The organism is Raineyella sp. (assembly GCF_034933565.1).
In the GTDB taxonomy this organism is placed as follows: Bacteria; Actinomycetota; Actinomycetes; order Propionibacteriales; family Propionibacteriaceae; genus Raineyella.
Window position 1 is genome coordinate 30466 of sequence record NZ_JAYFNG010000027.1, and the last position, 24800, is coordinate 55265.

At 72.7% G+C, this 24800-nt stretch carries 20 protein-coding genes and 1 riboswitch; of the genes, 14 read left to right on the top strand and 6 right to left on the bottom strand.

Annotated features, from left to right (window positions below; genetic code table 11):
* Positions 1-371: 371 nt before the first annotated feature.
* The 5 genes from VB059_RS08730 to VB059_RS08750 all read left to right on the top strand — a co-directional run bounded on the left by VB059_RS08730 (position 372) and on the right by VB059_RS08750 (position 9387).
* Complete coding sequence (locus tag VB059_RS08730) at positions 372-1670, top strand: ROK family transcriptional regulator (RefSeq protein ID WP_323421632.1); 1299 nt, start codon at positions 372-374, stop codon at positions 1668-1670.
* A 26-nt stretch (positions 1671-1696) separates the two neighbouring features.
* Complete coding sequence (locus VB059_RS08735) at positions 1697-2698, top strand: ROK family glucokinase (protein ID WP_323421633.1); 1002 nt, start codon at positions 1697-1699, stop codon at positions 2696-2698.
* A gap of 385 nt (positions 2699-3083) precedes the next feature.
* On the top strand, positions 3084-4778 hold the full coding sequence (locus VB059_RS08740) for an NAD(P)-binding protein (protein WP_323421634.1): 1695 nt from the start codon (positions 3084-3086) through the stop codon (positions 4776-4778).
* A gap of 3 nt (positions 4779-4781) precedes the next feature.
* A complete protein-coding gene (nifJ, locus tag VB059_RS08745) occupies positions 4782-8375 on the top strand; it encodes a pyruvate:ferredoxin (flavodoxin) oxidoreductase (RefSeq protein ID WP_323421635.1) in 3594 nt (1197 codons plus the stop codon).
* Position 8376: 1 nt separating this feature from the next.
* Complete coding sequence (locus VB059_RS08750) at positions 8377-9387, top strand: dihydroorotate dehydrogenase-like protein (protein ID WP_323421636.1); 1011 nt, start codon at positions 8377-8379, stop codon at positions 9385-9387.
* 118 nt (positions 9388-9505) lie between these two features.
* Here VB059_RS08750 and VB059_RS08755 read toward each other — a convergent pair whose 3' ends face one another.
* Positions 9506-9814 carry a transcriptional regulator gene (locus tag VB059_RS08755; RefSeq protein ID WP_323421637.1) on the bottom strand — a complete coding sequence of 103 codons (309 nt, stop codon included), beginning with the start codon at positions 9812-9814 and terminating at the stop codon, positions 9506-9508.
* Positions 9815-9965: 151 nt separating this feature from the next.
* Here VB059_RS08755 and VB059_RS08760 point away from each other — a divergent pair, with 151 nt between their 5' ends.
* A complete protein-coding gene (locus tag VB059_RS08760) occupies positions 9966-11336 on the top strand; it encodes an MFS transporter (protein WP_323421638.1) in 1371 nt (456 codons plus the stop codon).
* Positions 11337-11566: 230 nt separating this feature from the next.
* Here the strand turns inward: VB059_RS08760 and VB059_RS08765 are convergent, their stop codons facing one another.
* Both VB059_RS08765 and VB059_RS08770 read right to left on the bottom strand, forming a co-directional pair.
* Positions 11567-12607 (bottom strand): NAD(P)-dependent alcohol dehydrogenase, encoded by a 1041-nt coding sequence (locus VB059_RS08765; RefSeq protein WP_323421639.1) that lies wholly within the window; start codon positions 12605-12607, stop codon positions 11567-11569.
* A gap of 187 nt (positions 12608-12794) precedes the next feature.
* Positions 12795-13730 carry a helical backbone metal receptor gene (locus VB059_RS08770; RefSeq protein ID WP_323421640.1) on the bottom strand — a complete coding sequence of 312 codons (936 nt, stop codon included), beginning with the start codon at positions 13728-13730 and terminating at the stop codon, positions 12795-12797.
* 253 nt (positions 13731-13983) lie between these two features.
* Between VB059_RS08770 and VB059_RS08775 the strand changes: the two genes are divergently transcribed.
* Entirely contained in the window at positions 13984-14208 is a 225-nt protein-coding gene (locus tag VB059_RS08775) for an RNA-binding S4 domain-containing protein (RefSeq protein ID WP_323421671.1), read from the top strand.
* Between the two features lie 74 nt (positions 14209-14282).
* Here VB059_RS08775 and VB059_RS08780 read toward each other — a convergent pair whose 3' ends face one another.
* Positions 14283-14654 carry a hypothetical protein gene (locus VB059_RS08780; protein WP_323421641.1) on the bottom strand — a complete coding sequence of 124 codons (372 nt, stop codon included), beginning with the start codon at positions 14652-14654 and terminating at the stop codon, positions 14283-14285.
* A 145-nt stretch (positions 14655-14799) separates the two neighbouring features.
* Between VB059_RS08780 and VB059_RS08785 the strand changes: the two genes are divergently transcribed.
* Together VB059_RS08785 and VB059_RS08790 are read left to right on the top strand one after the other, a co-directional pair.
* A complete protein-coding gene (locus tag VB059_RS08785; RefSeq protein WP_323421642.1) occupies positions 14800-15531 on the top strand; it encodes a response regulator transcription factor in 732 nt (243 codons plus the stop codon).
* 91 nt (positions 15532-15622) lie between these two features.
* Positions 15623-17254, top strand: coding sequence for a HAMP domain-containing sensor histidine kinase (locus VB059_RS08790; protein WP_323421643.1), 1632 nt, complete (start codon positions 15623-15625; stop codon positions 17252-17254).
* A gap of 86 nt (positions 17255-17340) precedes the next feature.
* Here the strand turns inward: VB059_RS08790 and VB059_RS08795 are convergent, their stop codons facing one another.
* Positions 17341-18282 (bottom strand): DUF4031 domain-containing protein, encoded by a 942-nt coding sequence (locus tag VB059_RS08795; RefSeq protein WP_323421644.1) that lies wholly within the window; start codon positions 18280-18282, stop codon positions 17341-17343.
* Positions 18283-18371: 89 nt separating this feature from the next.
* Here VB059_RS08795 and deoC point away from each other — a divergent pair, with 89 nt between their 5' ends.
* Positions 18372-19034 (top strand): deoxyribose-phosphate aldolase, encoded by a 663-nt coding sequence (deoC, locus tag VB059_RS08800; RefSeq protein WP_323421645.1) that lies wholly within the window; start codon positions 18372-18374, stop codon positions 19032-19034.
* Between the two features lie 4 nt (positions 19035-19038).
* Here deoC and VB059_RS08805 read toward each other — a convergent pair whose 3' ends face one another.
* Positions 19039-19809 carry a sulfite exporter TauE/SafE family protein gene (locus VB059_RS08805; protein ID WP_323421646.1) on the bottom strand — a complete coding sequence of 257 codons (771 nt, stop codon included), beginning with the start codon at positions 19807-19809 and terminating at the stop codon, positions 19039-19041.
* Positions 19810-19850: 41 nt separating this feature from the next.
* Positions 19851-20008, top strand: a riboswitch (cobalamin riboswitch).
* Positions 20009-20075: 67 nt separating this feature from the next.
* On the opposite strand from VB059_RS08805, the gene VB059_RS08810 reads away from it, so the two are divergent.
* The 4 genes from VB059_RS08810 to VB059_RS08825 all read left to right on the top strand — a co-directional run bounded on the left by VB059_RS08810 (position 20076) and on the right by VB059_RS08825 (position 24763).
* Positions 20076-20765 (top strand): SCO2322 family protein, encoded by a 690-nt coding sequence (locus tag VB059_RS08810; RefSeq protein WP_323421647.1) that lies wholly within the window; start codon positions 20076-20078, stop codon positions 20763-20765.
* Between the two features lie 154 nt (positions 20766-20919).
* Positions 20920-22185, top strand: coding sequence for an energy-coupling factor transporter transmembrane component T (locus tag VB059_RS08815; protein ID WP_323421648.1), 1266 nt, complete (start codon positions 20920-20922; stop codon positions 22183-22185).
* Positions 22185-23795, top strand: a complete 1611-nt coding sequence (locus tag VB059_RS08820; protein WP_323421649.1) for an ABC transporter ATP-binding protein — start codon at positions 22185-22187, stop codon at positions 23793-23795. The genes VB059_RS08815 and VB059_RS08820 overlap by 1 nt, the downstream gene beginning before the upstream one ends.
* Complete coding sequence (locus tag VB059_RS08825; RefSeq protein WP_323421650.1) at positions 23792-24763, top strand: ECF transporter S component; 972 nt, start codon at positions 23792-23794, stop codon at positions 24761-24763. Before VB059_RS08820 ends, VB059_RS08825 begins: the two co-directional genes overlap by 4 nt.
* The last annotated feature ends 37 nt before the right edge of the window (positions 24764-24800 follow it).

Genomic DNA, 24800 nt, shown 5'->3' on the forward strand with positions numbered 1-24800 from the left:
CGGGAACGGGGGCGGCTCCCACCGTAGGAGCCGCCCCCGTTCCGGTCCGCCGCCCCGTTCCGGTCAACCGTCTCCGTTCCAGCCAGCCGCCGCCGTTCCGGTCAGCCGCGGCCCGCCGGCCGGCCGCAGCTGACCGGAGGCGCAGCGGCTGCAGGAAAACTCGGCGGCCGTCCCCAGTCGCCGTCCTCTCGTCCCCAGCCATCCTCTCCGGACAACCGTGAAGGTATCCGGTGGATCCCCGCCGAGCACCGCGCTCCGCGGGGAAGCGGCATCGTCCCGGCCCGAAGGACGGCCCGGAGGCCCCCTCCACCGTTCCGCCCGAAGATTGTTGGTGATTTACTGTCACCATGTCGTCGACCAATGAAGGTTCCGTGGACACTTTCGGTCCAGGTGGCTCCCAGTCGGCACTGCGCAGCGCCAACGAGGCGCGGGTCCTGGAGACCTTGCGCAGCCGCGGCGCCCTGACCCAGGCCGAGTTGGCCCGGCGTACGTCACTGGCCCCGTCGACCGTGTCGAAGATCGTCCACACGCTGCTCGAGGCGGGCGTCGTCGACATGGAGGCCGACAAGCAGGGCCGCCGCGGCCAGTTGGTCACCCTGTCCTCGTCGGCCGGCCTGGTGGTCGGGATCGACATGGGGCGCGACCACGTCCACGTGGCCCTCGCCAACCTTGCCCACCAAGTGGTGGCCGAGCAGCACCGTACGCTCCCCCAGGGACACTCGATGGCGAAAGGGCTCGGCTCCGCCGACGAGACCATCACCGAGCTGCTCGACGGTCTCGGGATCCCCCGCGAACGCGTGGTCAGCGCCTGCCTGTCCATCCCCGCCCCGGTCGATGCCGAAGGCATGATCAGCGCCACCGCCCTGATGCCGGGCTGGACCGGGGTGAGCCTGGCCACCGCCGCCGAGCGCGCGCTCGGCCTGCCCGTCCTGGTCGAGAACGACGCGAACCTCGGCGCCCTCGGCGAGGCCACCTGGGGTGCCGGCCGCGACATCAGGAACGTCGTCTATCTCAAGCTCGCCGCCGGCATCGGCGCCGGCCTCATCCTCAACGGCGAGATCTTCCGCGGCGCCACCGGCACCGCCGGCGAGATCGGCCACACGACGGTGGTCGAGAACGGCGCCGTCTGCCAGTGCGGCAACCGCGGCTGCCTGGAGACCGTGGCCAACGCCCCGCACGTGATCGACCTGCTCACCCCGACCCACGGCCGCCTCGGCATCCCCCGGATCGTCGAACTCGCCCGGGCCGGCGACCCCGGCTGTCGTCGGGTGCTCGGCGACACCGGCCGCGTGGTCGGCCTGGCCGTCGCCAACCTGTGCAACCTGGTCAACCCGCAGCGCCTGATCGTCGGCGGCGAACTGTCCGCGGCCGAGGACCTGCTGCTGCGCCCGATGGGCGAATCCGTACGGCTCAACGGGATCCCGGCGGCCGTACGGTCCCTCGAGATCGTCCGGGCCGAGCTCGGCGCCCGGGCCCACGTGCTGGGCGCCGTGGCGTACGCCCTGGCCCACGTCACCCCGGAGGCCCTCACCGCCACCGCGACAGGGGCGGCCACCGACCGGGAGGCCGTGGGTGAAGACGGCACCGACCGGGAGGCCGTGGGTGAAGACGGCACCGGCCCGGATGCCCACGACAGGTCGGTGGCCGAGCCGGCACCGACGCACCGCTGACCACCGCTGACCACCCGGAGACACCGATGTCCACGCTGCACACCCTGCACCCCTCGCCCGACGCCACCACCGCTCCGACGACGATCGGGGTGGACATCGGCGGGACCAAGATCGCCGCCGGCGTGGTCAACGCGTCGGGCACGATCCTCGCGACGGTCCGTCGCCCGACCCCGGCCCGCGACACCGGCGAGGTGGTCACGACGATCGTCGCCCTGATCGACGAGTTGCTCAGCGGCCCCGGCGCCCCCGGCGACGTCGGGGCGATCGGGATCGGCGCGGCCGGGTTCGTCGACTCGACCCGGTCGACCGTGCTGTTCGCCCCGAACCTCGCCTGGCGCGACGAGCCGCTGCGCCGCGCGATCGAGGACCGCTGCGGGCTGCCGGCGGTGGTGGAGAACGACGCCAATGCGGCGGCCTGGGGCGAGTTCCGGTTCGGCGCTGCCCGGGGCGCCGACTCCGCAGTGGTGATCACCGTCGGCACCGGCATCGGCGGCGGGGTGATCCTCGACCACCAGCTGGTCCGCGGCGGCCACGGCGTCGCCGCCGAGATCGGCCACCTGACCGTCGACCGGCGCGGCCGGCGCTGCGGCTGTGGCCGACGCGGCTGTCTGGAGGCGTACGCGAGCGGTCGTGCGCTGGTCCGGGAGGCCAAGGAGATCGCCGCCACCTCACCGCACCACGCCGTCCGACTGCTCACACTCGCCGGCGGCGACCCCGACCGGATCACCGGCCCGCAGGTGACCCAGGCCGCCCGGGAGGGCGATCCCGCGGCGCTGGAGTGTTTCCGGGAGATCGGCGACTGGCTCGGCGCCGGCATGGCCGACCTCGCCGCGGTGCTCGACCCGGCGATGTTCGTCCTCGCCGGCGGGGTCAGCGAGACCGGTGACCTGCTCCTCCGACCGGCCCGCGCGGCCTTCCTCGAGTCGCTCACCGCCCCCACCCATCGCCCGGTGGCCGAGGTGCGCCTGGCCACCCTGGGCAACGCCGCCGGCATCATCGGCGCCGCCGACCTGGCCCGTACGCACTGACCACGGGCCGCCGACCGCGGCGCGGCCGGGCAGGATGCGGCTCCATACCGGCCGGGCCGGACCACGAGTCCATGCCGGTCGGGCCGGGGTCGGGTCCATACCGGCCGGGCCGGGTGCGGCTCCATACCGGCCGTTTGCCGCCACAGTGACCCCGCTCGCGGGGTCCCGACCCGGGCATCCGTCCGGGGGTCGGGGCCGCCCGTCCGGTCCACATGGCGGGAGGGCCGCGACGAGATGTTCGCCACAGCCCGCGTGACAGTACGACGTGATCCGTACGTCACGCCGAGCCGGTGGACCACCCGGGAAGGTGGTCCACGCTTCCCCCCGCCCGGCACCGCGTCCGCCGCCGGAAATCCCATACGACGGTCCGTAGTAATCTGACCCCATGCAGAGCCGCAAGGACGTCACCAAGCTCCCCGACCTCGGCGCTACGCAAGGACGGGTCACCCCCCAGCGAACTCGCCGACCGGTCTATGTGGACCTGCTCCCCCCGTGCAACGCGGGGTGCCCTGCCGGTGAGAACATCCAGAACTGGCTGTATCTGATCAAGCAGGACCGCGCGCACGACGCCTGGCGCCAGCTGACGGACGACAACCCCTTCCCGGCCATCCACGGCCGGGTGTGTTATCACCCCTGCGAGGTCGCCTGCAACCGGGCGGAGCTGGACCAATCCGTGTCCATCCACGCCGTCGAGCGTTACCTCGGCGACCTGGCGATCGAGAACGGCTGGGAGTTCGACCGGCCGACCCATCCCACCGGCAAGAAGGTGCTGATCATCGGCGCCGGCCCCTCCGGCCTGTCCGCCGCCTATCACCTGGCCCGGCTCGGCCACCAGGTGGAGATCCGCGACGCCTCCGACAAGCCCGGCGGCATGATGCGCTGGGGCATCCCGGAGTACCGCCTGCCCCGCCACGTCCTGGACGCCGAGATCGACCGGCTGGTCGATCTCGGCGTGACGATCTCCTGCCACCACCCGGTGCACGACCTGGCCCTCGAGATGGCCCAGGGCGCGTTCGACGCCTGCTTCATCGCGATCGGCGCCCACCTGTCCAAGAAAGTCGACATCCCGGCCCAGGACACCTCCAAGATGGTCGACGCCGTCTCCTTCCTGCGCGACGTCGCGGGTGGCGAGCGCCCGCTGATCGGCCGCAAGGTGGCCGTCTACGGCGGCGGCAACACGGCCATGGACGCGGCCCGTACGGCCCGCCGGCTGGGCGCCGACGAGACCACGATCATCTACCGCCGCACCCGCGAGCAGATGCCCGCCCACGCCGACGAGGCGGAGGCGGCCGAGCGCGAGGGCGTCCGGATCAACTGGCTGCAGACCATCACCGAGGTCGGCGACGACCTCACCGTGGAGATCATGGAGCTCGATCCCGACGGCCGCCCGCGTGGCACCGGCCGGTTCGAGAAGCTCGACGCCGACACCGTCATCATGGCCGTCGGCCAGAAGCCCGACACCGGCTTCCTGCACAACATCCGCGGCCTGCGGTTCGTCGACGACACCCTGCAGGTCGACCCGAAGACGCTGATGTCCGATGTCCCCGGCATCTTCGCCGGCGGCGACGCGGTCCCCTCGGAGCGTACGGTCACCGTCGGCACCGGCCACGGCAAGCGGGCGGCGCACAACATCGACATGTACCTCAGCCAGGGCCAGGTCGCCGAGGCGCCCAAGCATCCCACGGCCAGCTTCGACAAGCTGAACCTGTGGTACTTCCGTGACTCCGACTCCCAGCGCACCCAGCCCGAGCTCGACCCCGAGACCCGGCTGTCCGACTTCGGCGAGATCGTCGGCGGCCTGACCCCCGAGCAGGCGATGTTCGAGGCCCAGCGCTGCCTGTCCTGCGGCAACTGCTTCGAGTGCAACGGCTGCCTGGGCGCCTGCCCGGAGGACGCCGTGATCCGGCTCGGCAAGGGCCACCGCTACCGCTTCGACTACGACAAGTGCACGGGCTGCGCCACCTGCTACGAGCAGTGCCCGGTCCATGCGATCGAGATGGTGCCCGAGGGCGTCGCCCTGCCGCCCGACCTGGCGGCCGCCGCACAGTCCCACGAGGCCTCGACCAGGATTGGACTCTGAGCCATGCGCAAGATCATCGACGGTAACGAGGCCGCCGCCTCGGTCGCCTACCGACTCAACGAACTGTGTTCGATCTACCCGATCACCCCGTCCTCGACGATGGCCGAGCTCTGCGACGAGTGGTCCGCCCGGGGCCTGCGCAACGTCTGGGACACCGTGCCCAGCGTGATCGAGATGCAGTCCGAGGGAGGCGCCGCCGGCGCCATGCACGGCGCGCTCCAGGGCGGTGCGATGAGCACCACCTTCACCGCCTCCCAGGGCCTGCTCCTGATGATCCCGAACATGTACAAGATCGCCGGCGAGCTGACCTCCACGGTCTTCCACGTCGCCGCCCGGGCGCTCGCCACCCAGGGCCTGTCGATCTTCGGTGACCACCAGGACGTGATGGCCGTACGTCAGACCGGCTTCGCGCTGCTGGCGTCCTGCTCCCCGCAGGAGGCGCACGACATGGCGGCCGTCGCCGAGATGGCGACGCTGCGCTCCCGGGTGCCGTTCCTGCACTTCTTCGACGGTTTCCGGACGTCGCACGAGCTGAACACCGTCGAGATGCTCTCCGACGACGACCTGCGGGCGCTGGTGCCCAAGGAGCTCGTCCGCGAGCACCGCCGCCGGGCACTCGACCCCGAGCATCCGTTCATCCGCGGCACCGCGCAGAACCCGGACGTCTACTTCCAGGCCCGCGAGTCGGCCAACCCGTTCTACCAAGCGGTGCCGGGCATCGTCGCCCGGGCGATGGACGACTTCGCCGCCCGGACCGGCCGGCGCTACGACCTGGTCGAGTACACCGGTGCGCCCGACGCCGACCGGGTGATCGTGCTGATGGGGTCGGCCGTGCACACCGCGCGGGCCACCGCCGCGTACCTCAACGCCCACGGGCAGAAGGTCGGCGTCGTCAACGTACGCCTCTACCGGCCGCTGCCGACCGCCGAGCTGCTCGCCGCGATCCCCGCGACCGCGCAGCACGTCGCCGTGCTGGACCGCACCAAGGAGCCGGGCGCCGGCGGCGAGCCGCTGTTCCTCGACGTGGTCACCGCGCTGGGCGAGGCGTACGCCGCCGGCACCCGGGCGACGATGCCGAAGGTCCACGGCGGCCGCTACGGCCTGGGGTCGAAGGACGTCACCCCGGCGATGCTGGTCGGCGTGTTCGACGAGCTGCGCGCCGACCAGCCCCGGCCCCGGTTCACCGTCGGCATCGACGACGACGTCACCCACCTCTCGGTGTCGTACGACGCCGACCTGGACATCGAGGACCCGCAGACCCGCCGGGCGGTGTTCTACGGCATCGGCTCCGACGGCACCGTCGGCGCCAACAAGAACACCATCAAGATCCTCGGCGCGGACGACGACCGCTACGCCCAGGGCTACTTCGTCTACGACTCGAAGAAGTCCGGCTCCCGGACGACCTCGCACCTGCGCTTCGGCCCCAAGCCGATCGACGCGCCGTACCTGGTGGCGAAGGCCGACTTCATCGGCATCCACCACTGGTCGATCCTGGAGAACGTCGACACCCTGACCTTCGCCCGCCGCGGCACCGTGCTGCTGCTCAACAGCCCGTACGGCACCGAGGAAGTGTGGGACCGGCTGCCGCAGCCGATGCAGGAGAAGATCCTGGCCAAGGACATCGAGGTGTACGTCATCGACGCCACCGCGGTGGCCCGCAGCGCCGGGATGGGCAACCGGACCAACACCGTGCTGCAGGCCTGCTACTTCGCCATCTCCGGGGTGCTGCCGCGCGAGGAGTCGATCAAGCGGATCAAGGACTCGATCACCAAGACGTACCTGCGCAAGGGTGAGGAGGTGGTGAAGAAGAACCACGCGGCCGTCGACATGGCCGTCGAGCACCTGCACAAGGTGACGACCCCGGGCCGGGTCACCTCCACCCACGGTCTGCGCAACCCGATCCCGGCCGATGCCCCGGAGTTCGTCCGCACCGTCACCTCGGTGATGATGGCCGACCTCGGCGACACCCTGCCGGTCAGCGCCCTGCCGGTCGACGGCACCTACCCGTCCGGCACCACGCAGTACGAGAAGCGCAACGTCTCGGAGATCGTCGCCGAGTGGGACCCGGAGACCTGCATCCAGTGCGGCAACTGCTCGATCGTCTGCCCGCACGGCGTGATCCGGTCGAAGTTCTACGCCCCCGAGCTGCTGGAGAACGCCCCGGCCGGCTTCCGGTCCGCGGAGCTGGCCGCCGCTGGTCTGCCCGACACCCGCTACACGCTGCAGGTGTTCGCCGAGGACTGCACCGGCTGTGGTCTGTGCACCGAGGCCTGCCCGGTCTCCCCGCTCGGCCAGCCGCACCGCAAGGCGATCAACCTCTCACCGGTGCTGGGGCGCCTGGAGCAGGAGAAGGAGAACATCGAGTTCTTCGAGACGCTGCCGCAGAACAACCGCACCCGGGTGGACTTCGGCACCGTCCGCGGCACCCAGTTCCTGGAGCCGCTGTTCGAGTTCTCCGGCGCCTGCAGCGGCTGCGGCGAGACGCCGTACATCAAGCTGCTGACCCAGCTCTTCGGTGACCGCGCGACGGTGGCCAACGCCACCGGCTGCTCCTCGATCTACGGCGGCAACCTGCCGACCACCCCGTGGTCGAAGAACGCCGAGGGCCGCGGCCCGGCCTGGTCCAACAGCCTGTTCGAGGACAACGCGGAGTTCGGCCTGGGGCTGCGCCTGGCGGCCGACGTGCACACCGCGCAGGCCCGCAAGATGACCGGTGAGCTGCGCGAGCAGGCCGGCCCCGAGCTGATCGACGCCCTGCTCGACGCACCCCAGTTCAGCGAGTCCGACTTCGCCGCCCAACGGGCCCGGGTCGACCTGCTGAAGACCCGGCTGGACGAGCTGGAGGCCGACGGCCTGGACGAGTACCACCAGGAGAAGGTCAACAACCTGCGCTCGGTGGTCGACCACCTGATCCGCCGGTCGGTCTGGATCGTCGGCGGCGACGGCTGGGCCTTCGACATCGGCTCGGGCGGCCTGGACCACGTGCTCGCCTCCGGGCGCAACGTCAACATCCTGGTGCTCGACACCGAGGTCTACTCCAACACCGGCGGCCAGGCCTCGAAGGCCTCCCCGCTCGGCGCGGTCGCCAAGTTCGCCACCGCGGGCAAGGTGACCCAGTCGAAGGACCTGGCGATGCAGGCGATCGCGTACGGCAACGTGTACGTCGCCCGGGTCGCGATGGGCGCCGACCCGCAGCAGACGCTGAGGGCGTTCCGCGAGGCCGAGGCGTACGACGGGCCGTCGCTGATCCTGGCCTACAGCCACTGCATCGCCCACGGCATCGACATGCGCAAGGGCCTCGACCAGCAGTACCTGGCGGTGAACACCGGCCACTGGCCGCTGATCCGGTACAACCCGGTGATCCGCGACGAGGGCGGCAACCCGTTCCTGCTCGACTCGCCGCGGCCGCGGATCCCGCTGCGCGACTACCGCGCCAAGGAACTGCGGTTCCGGATGCTGCAGAAGGCCGACCCGGCCGAGGCCGAGCGGCTGCTCGCCCTGGGCCAGGAGGCGGCCTCCCGACGCTGGCAGTCGTACGAGGAACTGGCCACCCGCGGCGCCGACGAGTTCGCCGCCGATGCACGGAAGGGACTGTGAGATGAAGCTCGCGACGACATACCTGGGGCTGCCGCTGCGCAACCCGCTGGTCGCCTCGGCCGGCCCGCTGTCGCAGACCGTCGAGGGGATCAGGCGCCTCGCCGACGGCGGCGTCGGGGCGGTGGTGCTCTACTCGGTGTTCGAGGAGCAGATCCGCCGCCAGGCCGAGGCCGACCGGGCCCTGGAGGAGCTGCACGCCGATGCGTTCGGGGAGGCCCTGTCGTACTTCCCCGACCTGCCCGGGCTGGCCGACGGTGACGTGCCCGCCGACTACCTGCGCCTCCTCGAGGACGGGGCGGAGGCGGCCGGGGTGCCGATCATCGGGTCGATCAACGGGTCGACCCGGGGCGGCTGGACCCAGTACGCCCGCCAGCTGCAGGACGCCGGGGCGGCGGCGATCGAGCTCAACATCTACTTCGTGGTCGGCGACATCTCGCTGTCCGGCCGCGAGGTCGAGCAGCGCCACCTCGACATCGTCCGGGCAGTCAAGCAGGCGGTGTCGATCCCGGTCGCGGTGAAGCTGTCGCCGTACTTCAGCTCGGTCGGCAACATGTGCCGGCAGCTGTCGGAGGCGGGCGCGGACGGCCTGGTGCTGTTCAACCGTTTCCTGCAGCCGGAGGTGGACGTCGACGCCCTCGACGTCGAGCCCGAGGTCGAGCTGTCGTCCCAGTACGAGGGCCGGCTGCCGCGCACCTGGATCGCCGCCCTCCGCGGCAAGGTGTCCGCGTCGCTGGCCGCGACGTCCGGCGTACGTGACGCCGACGACGTCGTGCGCTACCTGCTCGCCGGGGCCGACGTGGTGATGAGCACCTCCGCGCTGGTGCGCAACGGCACCGAGTACAGCGGGCAGATGCTGGCCGGTCTGGAGGACTGGATGGCCGCCAAGGGCTTCGACTCGGTGGACGACTTCCGGGGCCTGCTGGCCGTACGCCACCAGGACGAGAACGCCTACCAGCGCGCCGGCTACGTCACCGCCCTGGAGAAGGCGAAGAGCACCTACGGCTCACTCTGACCCTCGGACCGACCGGGTCCGGCCCCGCGGCCCGACCCGGTCGGTCCGGCCCGTCGACCTGGTCGACCGGCCTGACTCGGTCGGTCCGGTCGGTCGACCTGGTCCCTCGGCCGGACGATCAGCGGGAGGCGCCCTGTGCGGCCGCGACCAGCTCGCGGAGGGCCTCGAGGTGTCCGTCGAGGGCGCGACGGCCGGCTGGGGTGATCCGGACCCAGGTACGGGCGCGTCCGGACTGCCCGGCGGGCTTGTCCAGGACGACGTAGCCGGCCTCGGTGAGGACCTTGAGCTGCTTGGACGCCACCGAGTCGGTGACGCCCAGGTGGTCGCGCAGGACACCGAACTCGACCGTGTCCGCTACCGCCAGCAGAGCCAGCGCCTTGAGCCGGTGCGGGGCGTGGACGATGTCCGGATCGGACAAATGTGGCACAGACCACACTCCACCCCGTCTGCGTCACCTAGACTCGCAGCGCTCCCGAACCCTGGCCGTCCTGGTCGTACCCATGACTTGAGCGGCCACTCAATTGAGCATTCACTCAAGGTCTCAGCCGAGACTCGCCCCTCTGATTCACAGGAGAACCATGAGCGCAGTTCATCCCGACCCGACCGTCACCGCGCGGCAGCGACGCGACAGCCGCCGCGCGTACGCCGCCAGCTTCCTCGGCACCACGGTGGAGTTCTACGACTTCCTGCTGTACGCCTCCGCCGCCGGCCTCGTCTTCCCGAAGATCTTCTTCAGCGACCTCGACCCCCGCCTCGGCGCCACCCTCTCGTTCGTGATCCTGCTGTCCGGCTACCTGGCCCGCCCGATCGGCGGCCTCGTGTTCGGCCACTTCGGCGACCGCTTCGGCCGCAAGAACGTCCTCTTCGTCACCCTGCTGCTGATGGGCTTCGTCTCGGTCGGCATCGGCCTGCTGCCCACGTACGCCGCCATCGGCGTGGCCGCGCCGCTGGCACTGGTCGTGCTGCGGATCGTCCAGGGCCTGGCGATGGGTGGTGAGTGGGGCGGCGCCACGCTGATGTCGATGGAGCACGCCGGTCAGAAGTCCCGCGGGCTCGGCGCGAGCATCGCCACCGTCGGCGGCCCGGCCGGTGCCGTGCTGGCGACCGTCGTCCTCGCCCTGTTCTCCCGGATGCCCGACGCCCAGTTCCTCAACTGGGGCTGGCGCATCCCGTTCCTGTTCTCGGCCGTCATCGTGCTGATCGGCCTCTACCTGCGACTGCGCGTCACCGAGTCCCCTGATTTCCAGAAGGCCCTCGAGGCCGCCGAGGACGCCCATGACAAGGCCCTCCCGCTCGCGACCGTGGTCACCCGGTTCCCCGGCCAGGTGCTGCTCGGCACCTTCGCCGGCGCCGCCCCGCTGGCCATCCAGGGCCTGCTCGGCAGCTTCATGGTGCCGTTCGTGGTCTCCCAGCACCTCGTCGACCGGCAGACCGCGCTGCTGATGCTCGCCGCCGGCTACCTGGCGCAGATCCCCACCCTGCTGCTCTTCGCCCATCTGTCGGACCGGTTCGGCCGCCGCCCGGTGATGATCGTCGCCGGCATCGTCAGCGCGCTGCTGGTCTTCCCGGTGTTCGCCCTGTTCACCTCGGGCCGCCCGGCCCTCGTCCTGGTCGGCTTCCTGCTCGGCCTGATGGTGCTCCAGTCCTCGATGTTCGGCCCGCTCGGCGCGTTCCTCAGCGAGAAGTTCTCCACCGAGGCCCGCTACACCGGTGCCTCGCTGAGCTACCAGCTGGCCTCGATCGCCGGCGCCGGCACCATCCCGCTGATCGCCACCCGGATCGTCACCCCCGAGCACGGCCTGTCCTACCTCGGCTGGTACCTGATCGCCCTGTTCGCGCTGGCCGTCGGCGCGGTGCTGCTGTCCCGGGAGACCGCCGGGCGGACCCTGGACGCGGACACCACGCCCGCCCGGGTCCAGGGCGACGACCCGGAACTGGAGACCGTCTGATCACCGCCCGCTGATCAGGGCCGGCTGATCACGCCCCACCGATCAGGACGCGCCGCCTGCGGTGCACTGATCACGGCGTACTGATCACGGCGTACCGACCCACGACTCGCGGCCGCACCTCCCGTTCACCCGAGCGGGAGGTGGGGCCGCGGCGTACGAACGGGGACGCCGGACAGGCCGGCGGATCGGTTCAGACAACGGGGGCCGGGTGGACCGGGCGGACAGCCGGGTCAGAAGGTCGAGGCGTCGATCGCGAAGCGGTACTTCACGTCCGACCGCATCATCCGGTCGTACGCCTCGTTGATCCGGTCGGCCGCGATGACCTCGACCTGGGCGCCGATGGTGTTCTCCGCGCAGAAGTCGAGCATCTCCTGGGTCTCGGCGATCCCGCCGATCAGCGACCCGACGAAGGAGCGCCGCTGGTTGGTGAACATCCGCACCGGCGCCTCGAACGGCTGCTGCGGCAGGGCGACGTTGCACATCACCCCGTCGACCCGCAGGGTGCTCAGGTACGCGGCGAAATCCAGCGGAGCAGCGACTGTGTTGAGCACGAAGTCGAAGCGGCGCCGGGCACCGGCCAGGGCGCCCTCCTCGGAGGTCGCGACGTAGTCCGTGGCACCGAACCGGAGCGCATCGGCCTTCTTCGACGGGCTGTGCGAGAGCACGGTGACCTCGGCGCCCATCGCCGCGGCGATCTGGACGCCCATGTGGCCCAGCCCGCCCATCCCGACGACGGCGACCCGGCTGCCCTCGCCGATCCCCCAGTGGTGCAGCGGGGAGTAGGTGGTGATCCCGGCGCACAGCAGCGGCGCGGCCATCTCCCGCGGCAGGGTCTCGGGGACATGGACCGTGAACGCCTCCCGGACGACGATCTGCTGCGCGTAGCCACCCTGGGTGTACTCGCCGTCGGGCATCGTCTGGCCGTACGTGAGGACGCGGCGGTCGCAGAACTGTTCCTCCCCCGCCAGGCAGTACTCGCACTCCCCGCAGGAGTCGACCATGCAGCCGACACCGGCCACATCGCCCACCCGGAACCCGGTCACCTCGGAGCCGACCGCGGAGACGACGCCGACGATCTCGTGGCCGGGCGCCAGCGGCCACTGCCGCTCCCCCCACTCACCGGTGACCGTGCTGACATCGGAGTGGCAGATGCCGCAGTAGGAGATGTCGATCCGGACGTCATCGGGGCGCAGGTCGCGACGCTCCACGGTGAAGGGCTCGAGTGGCTTGCCGGCCCCGGGCGCTCCCCAGGCACGTACGGTGGTGGACATCTGGCCTCCTGTCGGTGCGGACAGCTTGCACGTTAGTCGCCACCGGCCGACGCGGCCAGCCCCGACCGACGGTGCACCATGCCGATCAACGGACCACCGACCGACGGCCCCCCGACCGACGGCCCCCCGGCCGACCGGCCACCGGAACCACCCCGGGCCGACCGGCCACCGGAGCACCACGGCCCGGTCAGCGCCAGGGGGCCAGGATCTCCTCCAGGTAGCGGCGCGCCCCGACCATCGCCGGGCCGTACCAGGTGATGCTGCGCCCGTCGAGGCAGACGCTCGGGACCGGATGCTCGCCGCCGCGGAAGACCTCGGGCCCGTCGTCGGGGCCGAACGCGTACGGCTCGTCGGGCAGCAGCACCAGATCGGCGGCGGCCCGGATGGCCGCGACGTCGACGTGCGGGTAGCGGTCGGCACCGCCGAACGCGTTCGCGAAGCCGAGTCGCTCCAGCACGTCCGAGGTGTACGTACGCCCACCGACGACCATCCACGGATCACGCCAGATCGCGATGGCCACCGTGGGACGCGATGCCGTCGGCTGCGGGCCGGTGGGCTCCGAGCCGGTCGGCTCCACGCCGACAGACTCCGGGCCGGTGGACTCCACGCCGACAGACTCCGAGCCAGCCGACTCCACGTCTGCAGACTCCGCGCCGGCATCGCCGGCGACAGCTGACCCGGTGTCGCCGGACGGGCCCCAGACCCGGGCCGCCTCCACCAGCCAGCCCGGCTCCCCGACGCCCAGCGCCGCCACGAACAGCCGTCGCATCGACGCGATGGCCTGGTCCACCGACTCGATCACCGTCACCCAGACCGGGATCCCCCGTTCCCGGAGGCGCTCCACATCGAGGCGGCGGTTCTCCTCCTGGTTGCACACCACGAGATCCGGCTCGAGGGCGGCGATCGCGGCCAGATCGGGGTTCTTGGTGCCGCGCACCCGGGCCACACGCAGGTCGGCCGGCCGGGTGCACCAATCCGTGGCACCGACCAGGCGCTCCGGGAGCGTCGTGGCGATCGCCTCGGTCAACGACGGCACCAGCGAGACGATCCGGCGCGGCCCGTCGGCCGGCAGCGGCACCGGCGCGCCGAGGTCGTCGAGGAGCGTACGGGCCGCGACAGTCATGCCACCGAGCCTAGTGACACCACCGTGATCCTGGGACCGTGATCGTGGGTCCGTGGCCGTGGCCGTGGTCGTGGGCAGCCGGCCCGGGCAGCCGGCCCGGTATGGCCGATGCGGCCGGGCAGCCCGGCCACGTCGGCGGTCGGCGGCAGGTCGGGCGCAGGTCGGCGACAATGGGCGCATGCAGAGCACATCCGGCCCCCGCACCCCCGGCCAGGACCCGCAGGACACCCCGCCCGGCGCAGCCGACGACCCGATCAGCAGCGCGGCCGACGAGCAGACCATCAAGCTCGGCCAGTTCCTCAAGTGGGCCAACCTGGCGGAGTCCGGCGCCGAGGCCCGCGAACTGGTGCAGGGCGGCTACGTACGCGTCGACGGGGAGGTGGAGACCCGTCGCGGCCGGCACCTGCATGTCGGCCAGCAGGTGACCCTGGCCTACCCGGGCGAGGACGAGATCACTGTCGTCGTCGAGGACCTCTGACCGCGGCGCGGACCGGACCCGGAGCCGGGCCCCGCACCCGGAACCGGAACTGAGCCCGGCCGGAGCCGGCAGAGCTATGCGTCGACGGAGCCGGCCTCGGTGGCGCCCGGCCGATCGGTCGCCTCGGCGGCCGCCAGGCTCTGGCCGGTGACGGCGATCGCCTCGTCCTCGTTGCCGAGCACACCGGTGCTGCGGATCCGGTCGACGTACTGCTTGGCCTCGGCCAGCCCCGCCCCGGTGCGCTCGCGGTAGAGCATCACGGCATCGATGTAGCTGCGGTGGACGAGTGCTTCCTGCACCGCCTCCCCCAGGGACTTCTCGCTGGCGTCGCGACCGGCACGCCCCAGCAGCCAGGCGACCTGCTGCTCCAGCTCGTAGACGCGGTCGCGCAGGCGCTCGATCTCGGCACGCACGTCGAACATCCCTTCGGGACCAGAAATCTCCACGGGCCCACATTAGAGGGGAGGGGTCCCCCTCGACACCCCTTCCGGCCGTGTCCGGCCGCGACGCTCGACCAGACACACACCCCGCTCACAGCTCACCCACAGGATTATTGGCCCCACCCATCGTTCGCCGTGGCAGTCTCTGACTATGACCGACCGTTCCCACGGCACTCTGTCCCGTCCCGACGGCTCGCCCATCCGTATCCTCGCGGTGGACGACGAGCCGGCGCTGACCGAGCTGCTCTCGATGGCGATGCGCTACGAGGGCTGGGAGGTGTGGACCGCCGCCAGCGGTCAGGAGGCCGTACAGGTCGCCCACGAGATCCGCCCCGACGCGGCGGTCCTCGACATCATGCTCCCGGACTTCGACGGCCTCGAGGTGATGCGCCGCATCCACGACGACCAGCCGGGCCTCCCGGTGATCTTCCTGACCGCCCGCGACGCCGTCGCCGACCGGATCGAGGGCCTCACCAGCGGCGCCGACGACTACGTCACCAAGCCGTTCAGCCTCGAGGAGGTGATCGCCCGGCTGCGCGCCCTGCTGCGCCGGACCGGCGCCTCGCAGGCGCTGAACGCCTCCACCCTCGTCGTCGGGGACCTGACCCTGGACGAGGACTCCCACGAGGTCACCCGCGGGGGCGACTCGATCCACCTCACCGCCACCGAGTTCGAGCTGCTCCGCTATCTGATGCACAACCCGCGCCGGGTGCTGAGCAAGGCGCAGATCCTCGACCGGGTCTGGAACTACGACTTCGGCGGCCAGGCGAACATCGTCGAGCTCTACATCTCCTACCTGCGCAAGAAGATCGATGTCGGGCGCCAGCCGATGATCCACACCCTGCGCGGCGCGGGGTACATGCTGCGCCCGGCCGACGAGTGACCGGGCAGATGAGCGACCGGACCCGTGACCGGGCAGATGACTGAGCACATGACCGGGTCGAGGGGTGAGGGGCCGAAGAGCGACCGGGCCGATGGGTGACCGGCCGGCCCGGGCCCTGGAGGACACCGGCAGCCACCGGCTGGCCGTCACGCTCCCCGCCCGCGGCACCCTGGCCCGCCAGCTGGTGGTGCAGGTCAGCGTCATCATCGCGCTGGTCGCCATCACTCTCGGCCTGGTCACGACGATCGTCGCCCAGCGCGTGCTGATGCGCCAGCTCGACGACCGCCTCGCCGGCGTGCTGACCCGCCAGCAGAACGCCGTCAACAATCCCGGCCAGGGCTACCCCGGCGGGGTGGACCTGCCCGGTCAGCCGATCGGCACCGTGGTCGTCGTCGTGCCGCCGACCAAGATCGCCCAGCAGGGCATGCTCACCCCGGAGGGCATCCGGCCGGTCCCGAGCGAGGCGGCACTGGTCGCGCTCTCCGCCGTGGCGCCGGACTCCGGGGCCCACAGCCTCGTCCTGGACCAGCTCGGCCCCTACCGGGCGATGGCCGTCACCGATCACCGCGATGTGGTGGTCGTGGGTCTCCCGCTGACCGAGACGCGGTCGGCGGTGATCAAACTGGTCTGGACCGTCGCGATCCTGTCCGTCCTGGCCACCGCGGCGAGCGTGATCACCGTCTACGTCGTCGTGGTGCGCAAGACGCGGCCGCTGACCGACCTGGCCGCGGTCGCGCGCGAGGTCTCCGCCATGCCGCTGGAACACGGCAACGTCGACCTGGGGCTGCGGGTCCCGGCGCCGCGCTACGCCCACGCCGCCGAGGTGGCCGAGGTGGGCGACGCCTTCAACCAGATGCTGGGTCACGTCGAGTCCGCCCTGCAGGCCCGCCAGATCTCGGAGTCCAAGGTCCGCCGGTTCGTCGCCGATGCGTCCCACGAGTTGCGCACCCCGCTCGCGGCGATCCGCGGCTATGCCGAGCTCACCCGGCGCGGGCGGGCGACCATGCCCGCCCAGATCGCGCACTTCCTGGACCGGATCGATGCCGAGGCCGAGCGGATGTCCGGCCTCGTCGAGGACCTGTTGCTGCTGGCCCGGCTGGAGAACCAGGTCGCACCGGAGGTCGAGCCGGTCGATCTCACCGAGATCGTCGTCAACGCCGTGACCGACGCCCAGGCGGCCGGCCCCGACCACCGCTGGTCGCTGGACGTCCCGACCGACCCGGTGACGGTGATCGGCGACCACCGCCGGCTGCACCAGGTGGTGGCCAATCTGCTGGCGAACGCCCGGACGCACACTCCGCCCGGCACCCGGGTGATGACCCGGGTGACGGTCGCCGCGGCACCCCCGATGATCGGGACACAGGCCCGGACCGCGGCGTTCGGGGAGCCGTCCCCCGGGACCGTACGCGAGGCGGTGCTCACCGTGCACGACAACGGGCCGGGGATCCCCAACGCGATGATCAAACAGGTCTTCGACCGGTTCGTCCGGGCCGACTCCTCACGCGCCCGGATCCGGGACGCCTCGGCGGCGCACAACGGTGGTAGCACCGGCCTGGGCCTGTCGATCGTGGCCGCCGTCGTCGCCGCGCACGGCGGGCAGGTCACGGTGACCTCCCGCTGTGCCGAGGACCTGTCCGGCCCGGCGGCCCAGCATCCCGACACCTGGACGACCTTCACCGTACGGCTCCCGCTGGCCCCGGTGCCGCGTCCGACTCCGGCCTGATCGCTGGGCACGGGGCGGCGCCCGGATCCGGATCGACAGGCCGGGCCGGGCACCCGTCGGCCCGACGGCCCCGATGGGCCGAGCGGCTACTCCGCTGCCGGTGCGGCTCCGGGCGCCGCGTCCGGCGGGGCCTGCTGCTCGAGCCGGTGCTGTTCGGCGGCGATGTTGGTGTGCGCCGGATCGGTCCACCAGGCCCGCGCGGGTCGCGTACGGTACAGCGGGTCCAGACCGTCCAGGTGCTGCAGCACGGCGAGGCGGCCGCGGCGGAAGTCCTCGGCCGACACCCGCTGGTACTCCGCCCGGACCTGCCGGGAGTACTCCAGGTAGCGGGCGTCGTCGGCACCGAGGATGGCAAGGTCCGCATCGACCAGGACGTTGCCGGCCGGGTCGTCGTCCGCCGGGGTGTGGTCGGCGGTGAGCCGCACCAGCCGGGCCACCTCGGCGACCTCGGCGGCCGGGACGAGCCCGTCGAGCGACCGTTCGGCGAGCTGGGCCGAGGCCTCCTCGTCCTCCCCCGGGCGGCACTCGTACACGGCGTCGTGGAACCAGGCGGCCAGCCGGAGCGTACGTCCCGGGTCGGCGCCGTGGCGCAGGTCGGCGACCAGCCCGTCCATCGCCTGCTGCAACTCGGCCAGGTGCTGCGGGGTGTGGTAGCGCCGATGCGGCTGGGACCAGCGGTCCAGCAGCTCCTCGCCGAGATCGACGGCGTGCGGCAGCAGGGCGGCCCAGCCGGCCCGGAGCCGGTCGTCGCGGCGTCGGGCGGCGGCCAGCACCTGCGGCTTGGGCCGGCGCAGCCGGGCCCGACGCAGGGCCCGGACCACCTCGGTCGGGCTGACCTCGCGCGCCCCGGCGGCCACGGCGGCCGGATAGTGCGAGGCCGGCAGGTCGTAGTGGTCGCGGTCGAAGGCCCGCGCGGACACACCGATCCGGTCGGCGAAGGCGTGCAGCTCGGCCAACGAGGTGTCGGACACCAGGTGGGAGAACATCGTGCCGTGGGCGGGCCACAGCGGCGGGTCGACGAGGAGCATCGGATTCCTGCGGGTCAGGGTCGGGAGATACGTACGGGCTGGCGCCAACCTACCCGCCCGGTGTCGGAGGCGTGTGCGACGCTGATGGCATGGAGCTGACCCGGATCACCCTGGCACGGATGATCGACCACACCCTGCTGTCCCCCACCGCCACCGACGCCGATGTGGCCGCGGCGGTCGAAGAGGCCGCCCGACTGGGCACCTGGTCGGTCTGCGTGTCGCCCGCCCGCCTCCCGTTGGCCGTCCTGCCGCCGCAGCTGCACCTGGCCGCCGTCGCCGGGTTCCCCTCGGGCCAGCACACCCCGCAGGTCAAGGCGACCGAGGCCGCCGCGGCGGTGGCCGCCGGCGCCGACGAGATCGACATGGTGATCGACATCGGCCGGCTGCTGGCGGGCGACGAGGCGCACACCGAGAAGGAGGTCCGGGCCGTCCGGGAGGCGGTGCCGGCCCCGGTCGTGCTGAAGGTGATCCTGGAGACCGCCGCCCTGCCCGACGAGCGGATCGTCGCCGCCTGCGCCGCCTGCGAGCGGGCCGGGGCCGACCTCGTCAAGACATCCACCGGCTTCCACCCCAGCGGCGGGGCGACCGTCCACGCGGTCGAGGTGATCCGGGCGGCGGTCGGCGATCGGCTCGGCATCAAGGCCTCGGGCGGCATCCGCGACTACCCGACCGCCCTCGCCCTGGTCGAGGCCGGCGCCACCCGACTGGGGCTGTCCCGCAGCCGAGCGGTGCTGGCCGGCGCCGCCGGCTGAGCCGTCAGCTGAACCAGACCAGCTTCACCACCGCCACCACGCTGACCAGCACGATGAAGACCCGCAGCAGGGTCGGCGACAGCCGGCGGCCGATCCGGGCGCCCAGCCAGCCGCCGCCGAGCGCGCCGACGGCGAGCAGCCCGGCGACCTCCCAGCGCACCTGGTGCCAGGCGACGACGAGGAAGACCAGGGCGGCGAGGAAGTTCGCCGCCGGGGCGAGGATGTTCTTCACCACGTTGATCCGCAGCAGCGACAGCCCGGTCAGGGCGCTGAGCAGGCCGATCAGCAAGACCCCTTGCGCGGCACCGAAGTAGCCGCCGTACATGCCGGTGAACAGCGCGCCGACCATCAGCCCGCTGCGGCGCCCGCCGGTCAGCTCGGCGTCCGCGTGGTGGGCCCCGATCCAGCTGTTGATCCGTCGCCCGAAGATCACCAGCAGGGCGGCGAGGACGATCAGCACCGGCACGATCGCGGCGAACGCCTGCGGCGGCAGCACCAGCAGCAGGCCGGCGCCCACAGCCGACCCGAGCAGCTGCAGCGGCAGCATCAGCCGGACGACCGGCCCGACCGCAGGCATCTCCTGCCGGGCGCCCTGCGCGGCGGTGAGACCGCTGAAGCTCAGGCCGAGGCTGTTGGAGATGTTCGCGGCCACCGGCGGGTAGCCGAGGAACAGCAGGGTCGGGAAGGTGATCAACGTCCCCGACCCGACCACGGTGTTGATGGTGCCCGCGGCGAGGCCGGCCGCGACGATCACGATCATTTCGAGGGGCGACACCGGGCCACGGTAGACCGGCAGGGAGTCATCGTCTACGACGTTATGTAGACTCATCACCCGGAAGTCCCACTGCCCGGGAAAGCCGGTCGAATGCCGGCGCTGACCCGCAACCGTAGGCCCCACCACCGGATCCCGGCGACGACGCTGCCGGCGGCACCGGGGCGAGCCGGATGACCGGACCGTGGGCTGCTCATGAACTCGTCGTGGACTGCGAGAGAGCCGGCCGTCCTGGCCTGCGCGCATCCACATCGTCGCCAGGAGGCCCGATGTCCGTACGTCATCCCTCGTCCCTGCGTCGCTGGGTGCTTGTCGCACTCGCCGCGCTCGCCCTGCTGGTCGCCCCGTTCGGCACCGGTGTGGCACGCGCCGAGGACGGCTACCGGTTCTGGGGCTTCTACCAGGTCGACAACGGCCAGTGGGCCTTCGCCCAGGGCTCCCCGGGCACCACGGATCCGGCCGACGGGTCGGTGCAGGGGTGGCGCTACGCCGTGGCCGGCATGACGACCAGCCGCCCGCCGCGGACCGGCCCCGACTTCAACGGGATCTGCGGCAAGGTGCATCCGGTCGACGGGCAGAAGCGGGTCGCCGTGGTCATCGACCCGGGCACCGCCGAGGACGCCCCGCGCGGCTCGGCCCCGGGCACGGTGACCGCGACCTGCGTCGTCGCCCCGACCACCGCGACCGCCACCCAGGTGCTGCAGACCGCCACCACCGTCCGGGCCGACTCCGCCGGGATGATCTGCGGCGTCGCCGGCTACCCGGCCAACGGCTGTGGCGACCCGGTCGCCGACATCAACGTGCCGGCCACCGATCCCGGCGTCGTCGCCGAGCTGACCGCGCCGGCCGGCAATGTCGCCAAGGGCACCCCGGTCTGGGCCTGGATCGTGGTCGGCGGCATCGTCGTCGTCCTGGCCGGTGCCGGCATCGTCGTCGCCCGCAAGCGGCGTACGGCCTGACGCCCGGGTCCGCGGACACGATCACGACAGCCACGATCACGACACCCAGCGCCACGGCCGCGACCCCCGCGCCACGCACCGCCACGATCACGACCCCAGCGGCCGCGACACGCGCCACCCCAGCCACCACCAGCACCCGTCAGGACACCTGCCCGTGACCATCGGCCGGCCAGCCGGCGCCCACGACCCACGCCACCCCCGGGACCTGCACCCGGCGGCGTGGTGGTCCTGGGCGCTCGGCCTCGGCGTGGCGGCGAGCCGCACCGACAACCCGGTGCTGCTCGTCCTGCTGGCGCTGGTCGCCGGACTGGTGGTGACGCTGAAGCGCACCGACGCCCCCTGGGCCAGGGCGTACGCCCTCTTCGTCCGGATCGCCCTGGTGGTGCTGGCCCTGCGGGTGCTGTTCCAGGCCGTCCTCGCCACCCAGACCCAGGGCACCCATGTCCTGGTCGACCTGCCGCTCGTCCCCCTGCCGGACTGGGTGATCGGGATCAAGCTCGGCGGCGAGGTCACCTGGGAGGCGCTGCTGTCCTCGCTGTACGCCGGCGGGCAGCTGGCGGTCATCCTGGTCTGCTTCGGCGCCGCCAACGCGCTGGCCGCCCCGCGCCGGATGCTGCGTCTCGCCCCGGCGGCCCTCTACGAGGTGCAGGTCGCCCTGGTGGTGGCCCTCACCTTCGCCCCGCAGCTCGTCGTCGACGCCCGCCGGGTGCACAACGCCCGCCGGCTGCGCGGACGCCAGGTGCGGGCCCGCGACTTCTTCCGGACCACGGCGATGCCGGTGCTGGAGTCCGCCCTGGACCGCTCCGTCGACCTCGCCGCCGCAATGGACGCCCGCGGCTACGGCCGGATGCGCCACCTCGGCCGGCGGCGCCGGCTGGTCAGCGGGCTCAGCGTGCTCGGCTCGCTGGGCCTGCTGATCGGCCTCTACGGGCTGCTGTCCGCCTCGATCGCCCCGGCCCTGTCGCTGGGCGGCGTCCTCGGCGGCACCGCCCTCGTCACCGCGGCACTGCTGGTCGGCCGCTCCCGGGCGATCCGCACCCGCTACCGGCCCGATCCCTGGGCGCTGCCCGAATGGCTCGTCACCGGCTCGGGTGTCGTCGTCGCCGGCACGCTGCTGTGGTGCTCGTTGCGCGGGGTCGGCGGGCTCACGATGCCGAGCGCCCTGTCGGTCCCCCCGCTGCACCCGGTGCCGCTCACCGCGGTGCTGATCGGGCTGCTGCCCGCCGTGGTGGCGCCCGATCCGCCGTACGCCACCGTCCCCGAGCCGGATCCTCGCGCCCCGATCGCCCCCGCGGCCCCCGGCGACCCGGCGACACCCCAGGCCTTCCGTCACCCGGCGACGCCCGCGGCCCCCGACGACCCGGTGGCTCCCCAGGCCTCCCGCACCCCGACCGTACCGACCACGGAGGTGGTCCCGTGATGCTCGATTTCGACCACGTCTCGCTGCGCTACAGCGGCTCCGGCGCCCCGACCCTCGACGACGTCGACCTGCACCTGGAGGAGGGCGAGCTGGCCCTGCTCGTCGGCCCCACCGGGTCGGGCAAGTCGACCCTGCTGCGCGCGGCGAACGGGCTGGTGCCGCACTTCACCGGCGGCCTGCTGACCGGCAGCGTACGGGTCGACGGGCGTGACACCTCCTGCTGGCAGCCCCGCGACCTGGCCGACGTCGTCGGTCTGGTCGGGCAGGACCCGGCCGCCACCTTCGTCACCGACACCGTCGAGGACGAGCTCGCCTACACCATGGAGTCCCTCGGCGTCGGCCCCCAGACGATGCGGGTGCGGGTCGAGGAGACCCTCGACCTGCTCGGCCTGGCCGACCTGCGCCGCCGCCCGCTCGGCACACTGTCCGGCGGGCAGGCCCAACGTGTCGCGATCGGCGCAGCGCTGACGGCACACCCGCGCATCCTGGTCCTGGACGAGCCGACCTCGGCGCTCGATCCGCAGGCCGCCGAGGAGGTGCTGGCCGCCGTCCGCCGCCTGGTCGACGACCTCGCGATGACCGTCCTGATGGCCGAGCACCGGCTGGAGCGGGTGATCCAGTACGCCGACACCGTCGCCGAGATCGCCGCCGGCCGGATCGTCCGGGCCGGTGACCCCCGGGAGGTGATGGCCTCGGCCACCGTGGTGCCCCCGATCGTCCGGCTCGGCCGGCTCGCCGGCTGGGACCCGCTGCCGCTGTCGGTCCGCGACGCCCGGCGCCACGCCCGGGCACTACGGGCCCAGCTGCCCGACGTGCCGCCGCAGCGCCTCGAGGGGCCTGCTGCTCCGGGCCGGGTGCTCGCCCACGCCGACGGCCTGTCCGTACGGTACGGGCGGGTGGAGGCCCTGCGCGGCCTCGACTTCGAGGCCCGGGCCGGCGAGATCTGCGCCCTGATGGGCCGCAACGGCGCGGGCAAGTCGACCCTGTTGTCGGTGCTGGCCGGGCTGACCGCCCCCACCACCGGGACGGTCGACGTCGACGGCCTGGTGCCGCGGCGGGCCGCCCCCCACGAGCTGGTCCGGCGGGTCGGCATGGTGCCCCAGGACCCGGCCGACCTGCTGTACGCCTCGACCGTCGCCGAGGAATGCGCCACGGCCGACCGCGACATCGACGCGGCACCGGGCACCACTGCGGCGCTGCTGGCCGAGCTGGCTCCCGACGTGCCCGCCGACCGCCACCCCCGCGACCTGTCCGAGGGGCAGCGGATGTGCCTCGCGCTGGCCGTCGTCCTCAGCGGCGCCCCGGCGCTGCTGCTCCTCGACGAGCCGACCCGGGGCCTGGACTACACCGCCAAGGAGCGGCTGTGCGCCGAACTGGCCCGCCTCGCTGCCGAGGGCCACGGCATCCTGCTGTCCACCCATGACGTCGAGGTGGTCGCGGCGGTGGCCGACCGGGTGGTCGTCCTGGCCGACGGCGAGGTGGTGGCGGACGGGCCGGCCCAGCGGGTGGTCACCGGATCCCCGATGTTCGCCCCACAGGTGGCGAAGGTCCTCGCACCCCTCCCCTACCTCACGGTGGGCCAGGTCTCCGCCGCCCGGGCGGCGGCATGACCCGGCAACCGGGCGGCACTGCCGACGGCCCCGACGGCACCACGACACCGGAGCCGAACGACACAGCACCGGAGCCGAACGACGGGGCGCGTGCGGCCACCGGAGCGTCGGCACCGCGCCGTACGCTCATCGTCCTCGGCGCCCGGTCGACCGCGGTGCTGGTGGCGGCCTCGCTGGTCGGGCTGCTCGGCTTCGCCTGGCCGTTCCTCGCCCCGGTCGCCCAGGCGGGTGGCGCGAGCGCGGTCAGCCACAGCCAGGACGCGCCCTGGCTGTTCGTCCTGGTGCTGCCCCTGCTGGCGGGCGTCGTGCTGGCCCAGTTGTCCGAGGGCGGGATGGACGCCAAGGTCGTCGCGCTGCTCGGGATGCTGACCGCGGTCGGGGCCGGGTTGCGGGCGATCTCCCCTGGCGTCGCCGGGCTGGAGCCGAGTTTCTTCCTGTTGGTGCTCGCCGGATACGCGTTCGGGCCGGGCTTCGGCTTCGTCCTGGGTGCCCTGGCCATCGTCGCCGGCGGCCTGATCACCGCCGGGGTCGGGCCGTGGCTGCCGTTCCAGATGTTCGCGGCCGGCTGGGTCGGCGCGTTCGCCGGGCTGCTGCCCGGCGCCGGGCGCCTGCCCGGCACGGTCCGGCACCGGCACGTGGCGCTGCTCGCGGCGTACGGCCTGGTGGCGGGCCTGGCGTACGGCGCGGTGATGAACCTGTGGTTCTGGCCGTTCACCACCAACGGCACCGGCCTGTCGTACGTCCCCGGCGATCCGGTCGCCGCCAACGCGGCCCGTTACCTGGCGTTCTGGGTGGCCACCTCACTGGGCTGGGACCTGCCCCGCGGGGTGGTCACCGCGGTGCTCGTGCTCGCGTTCGGCCGTGGTCTGCTGCGGGCCTTCGCCCGGGTGGCGCGCCGGGCGGCGTTCGGGGCCCCGGTGTCCTTCGGGCCCGACCCGGGCAGCGGACCCCGGGCCGGGTGCATCTGACCGTGAATGTGCCCTCCGACCGCTCCGGACGGTACGA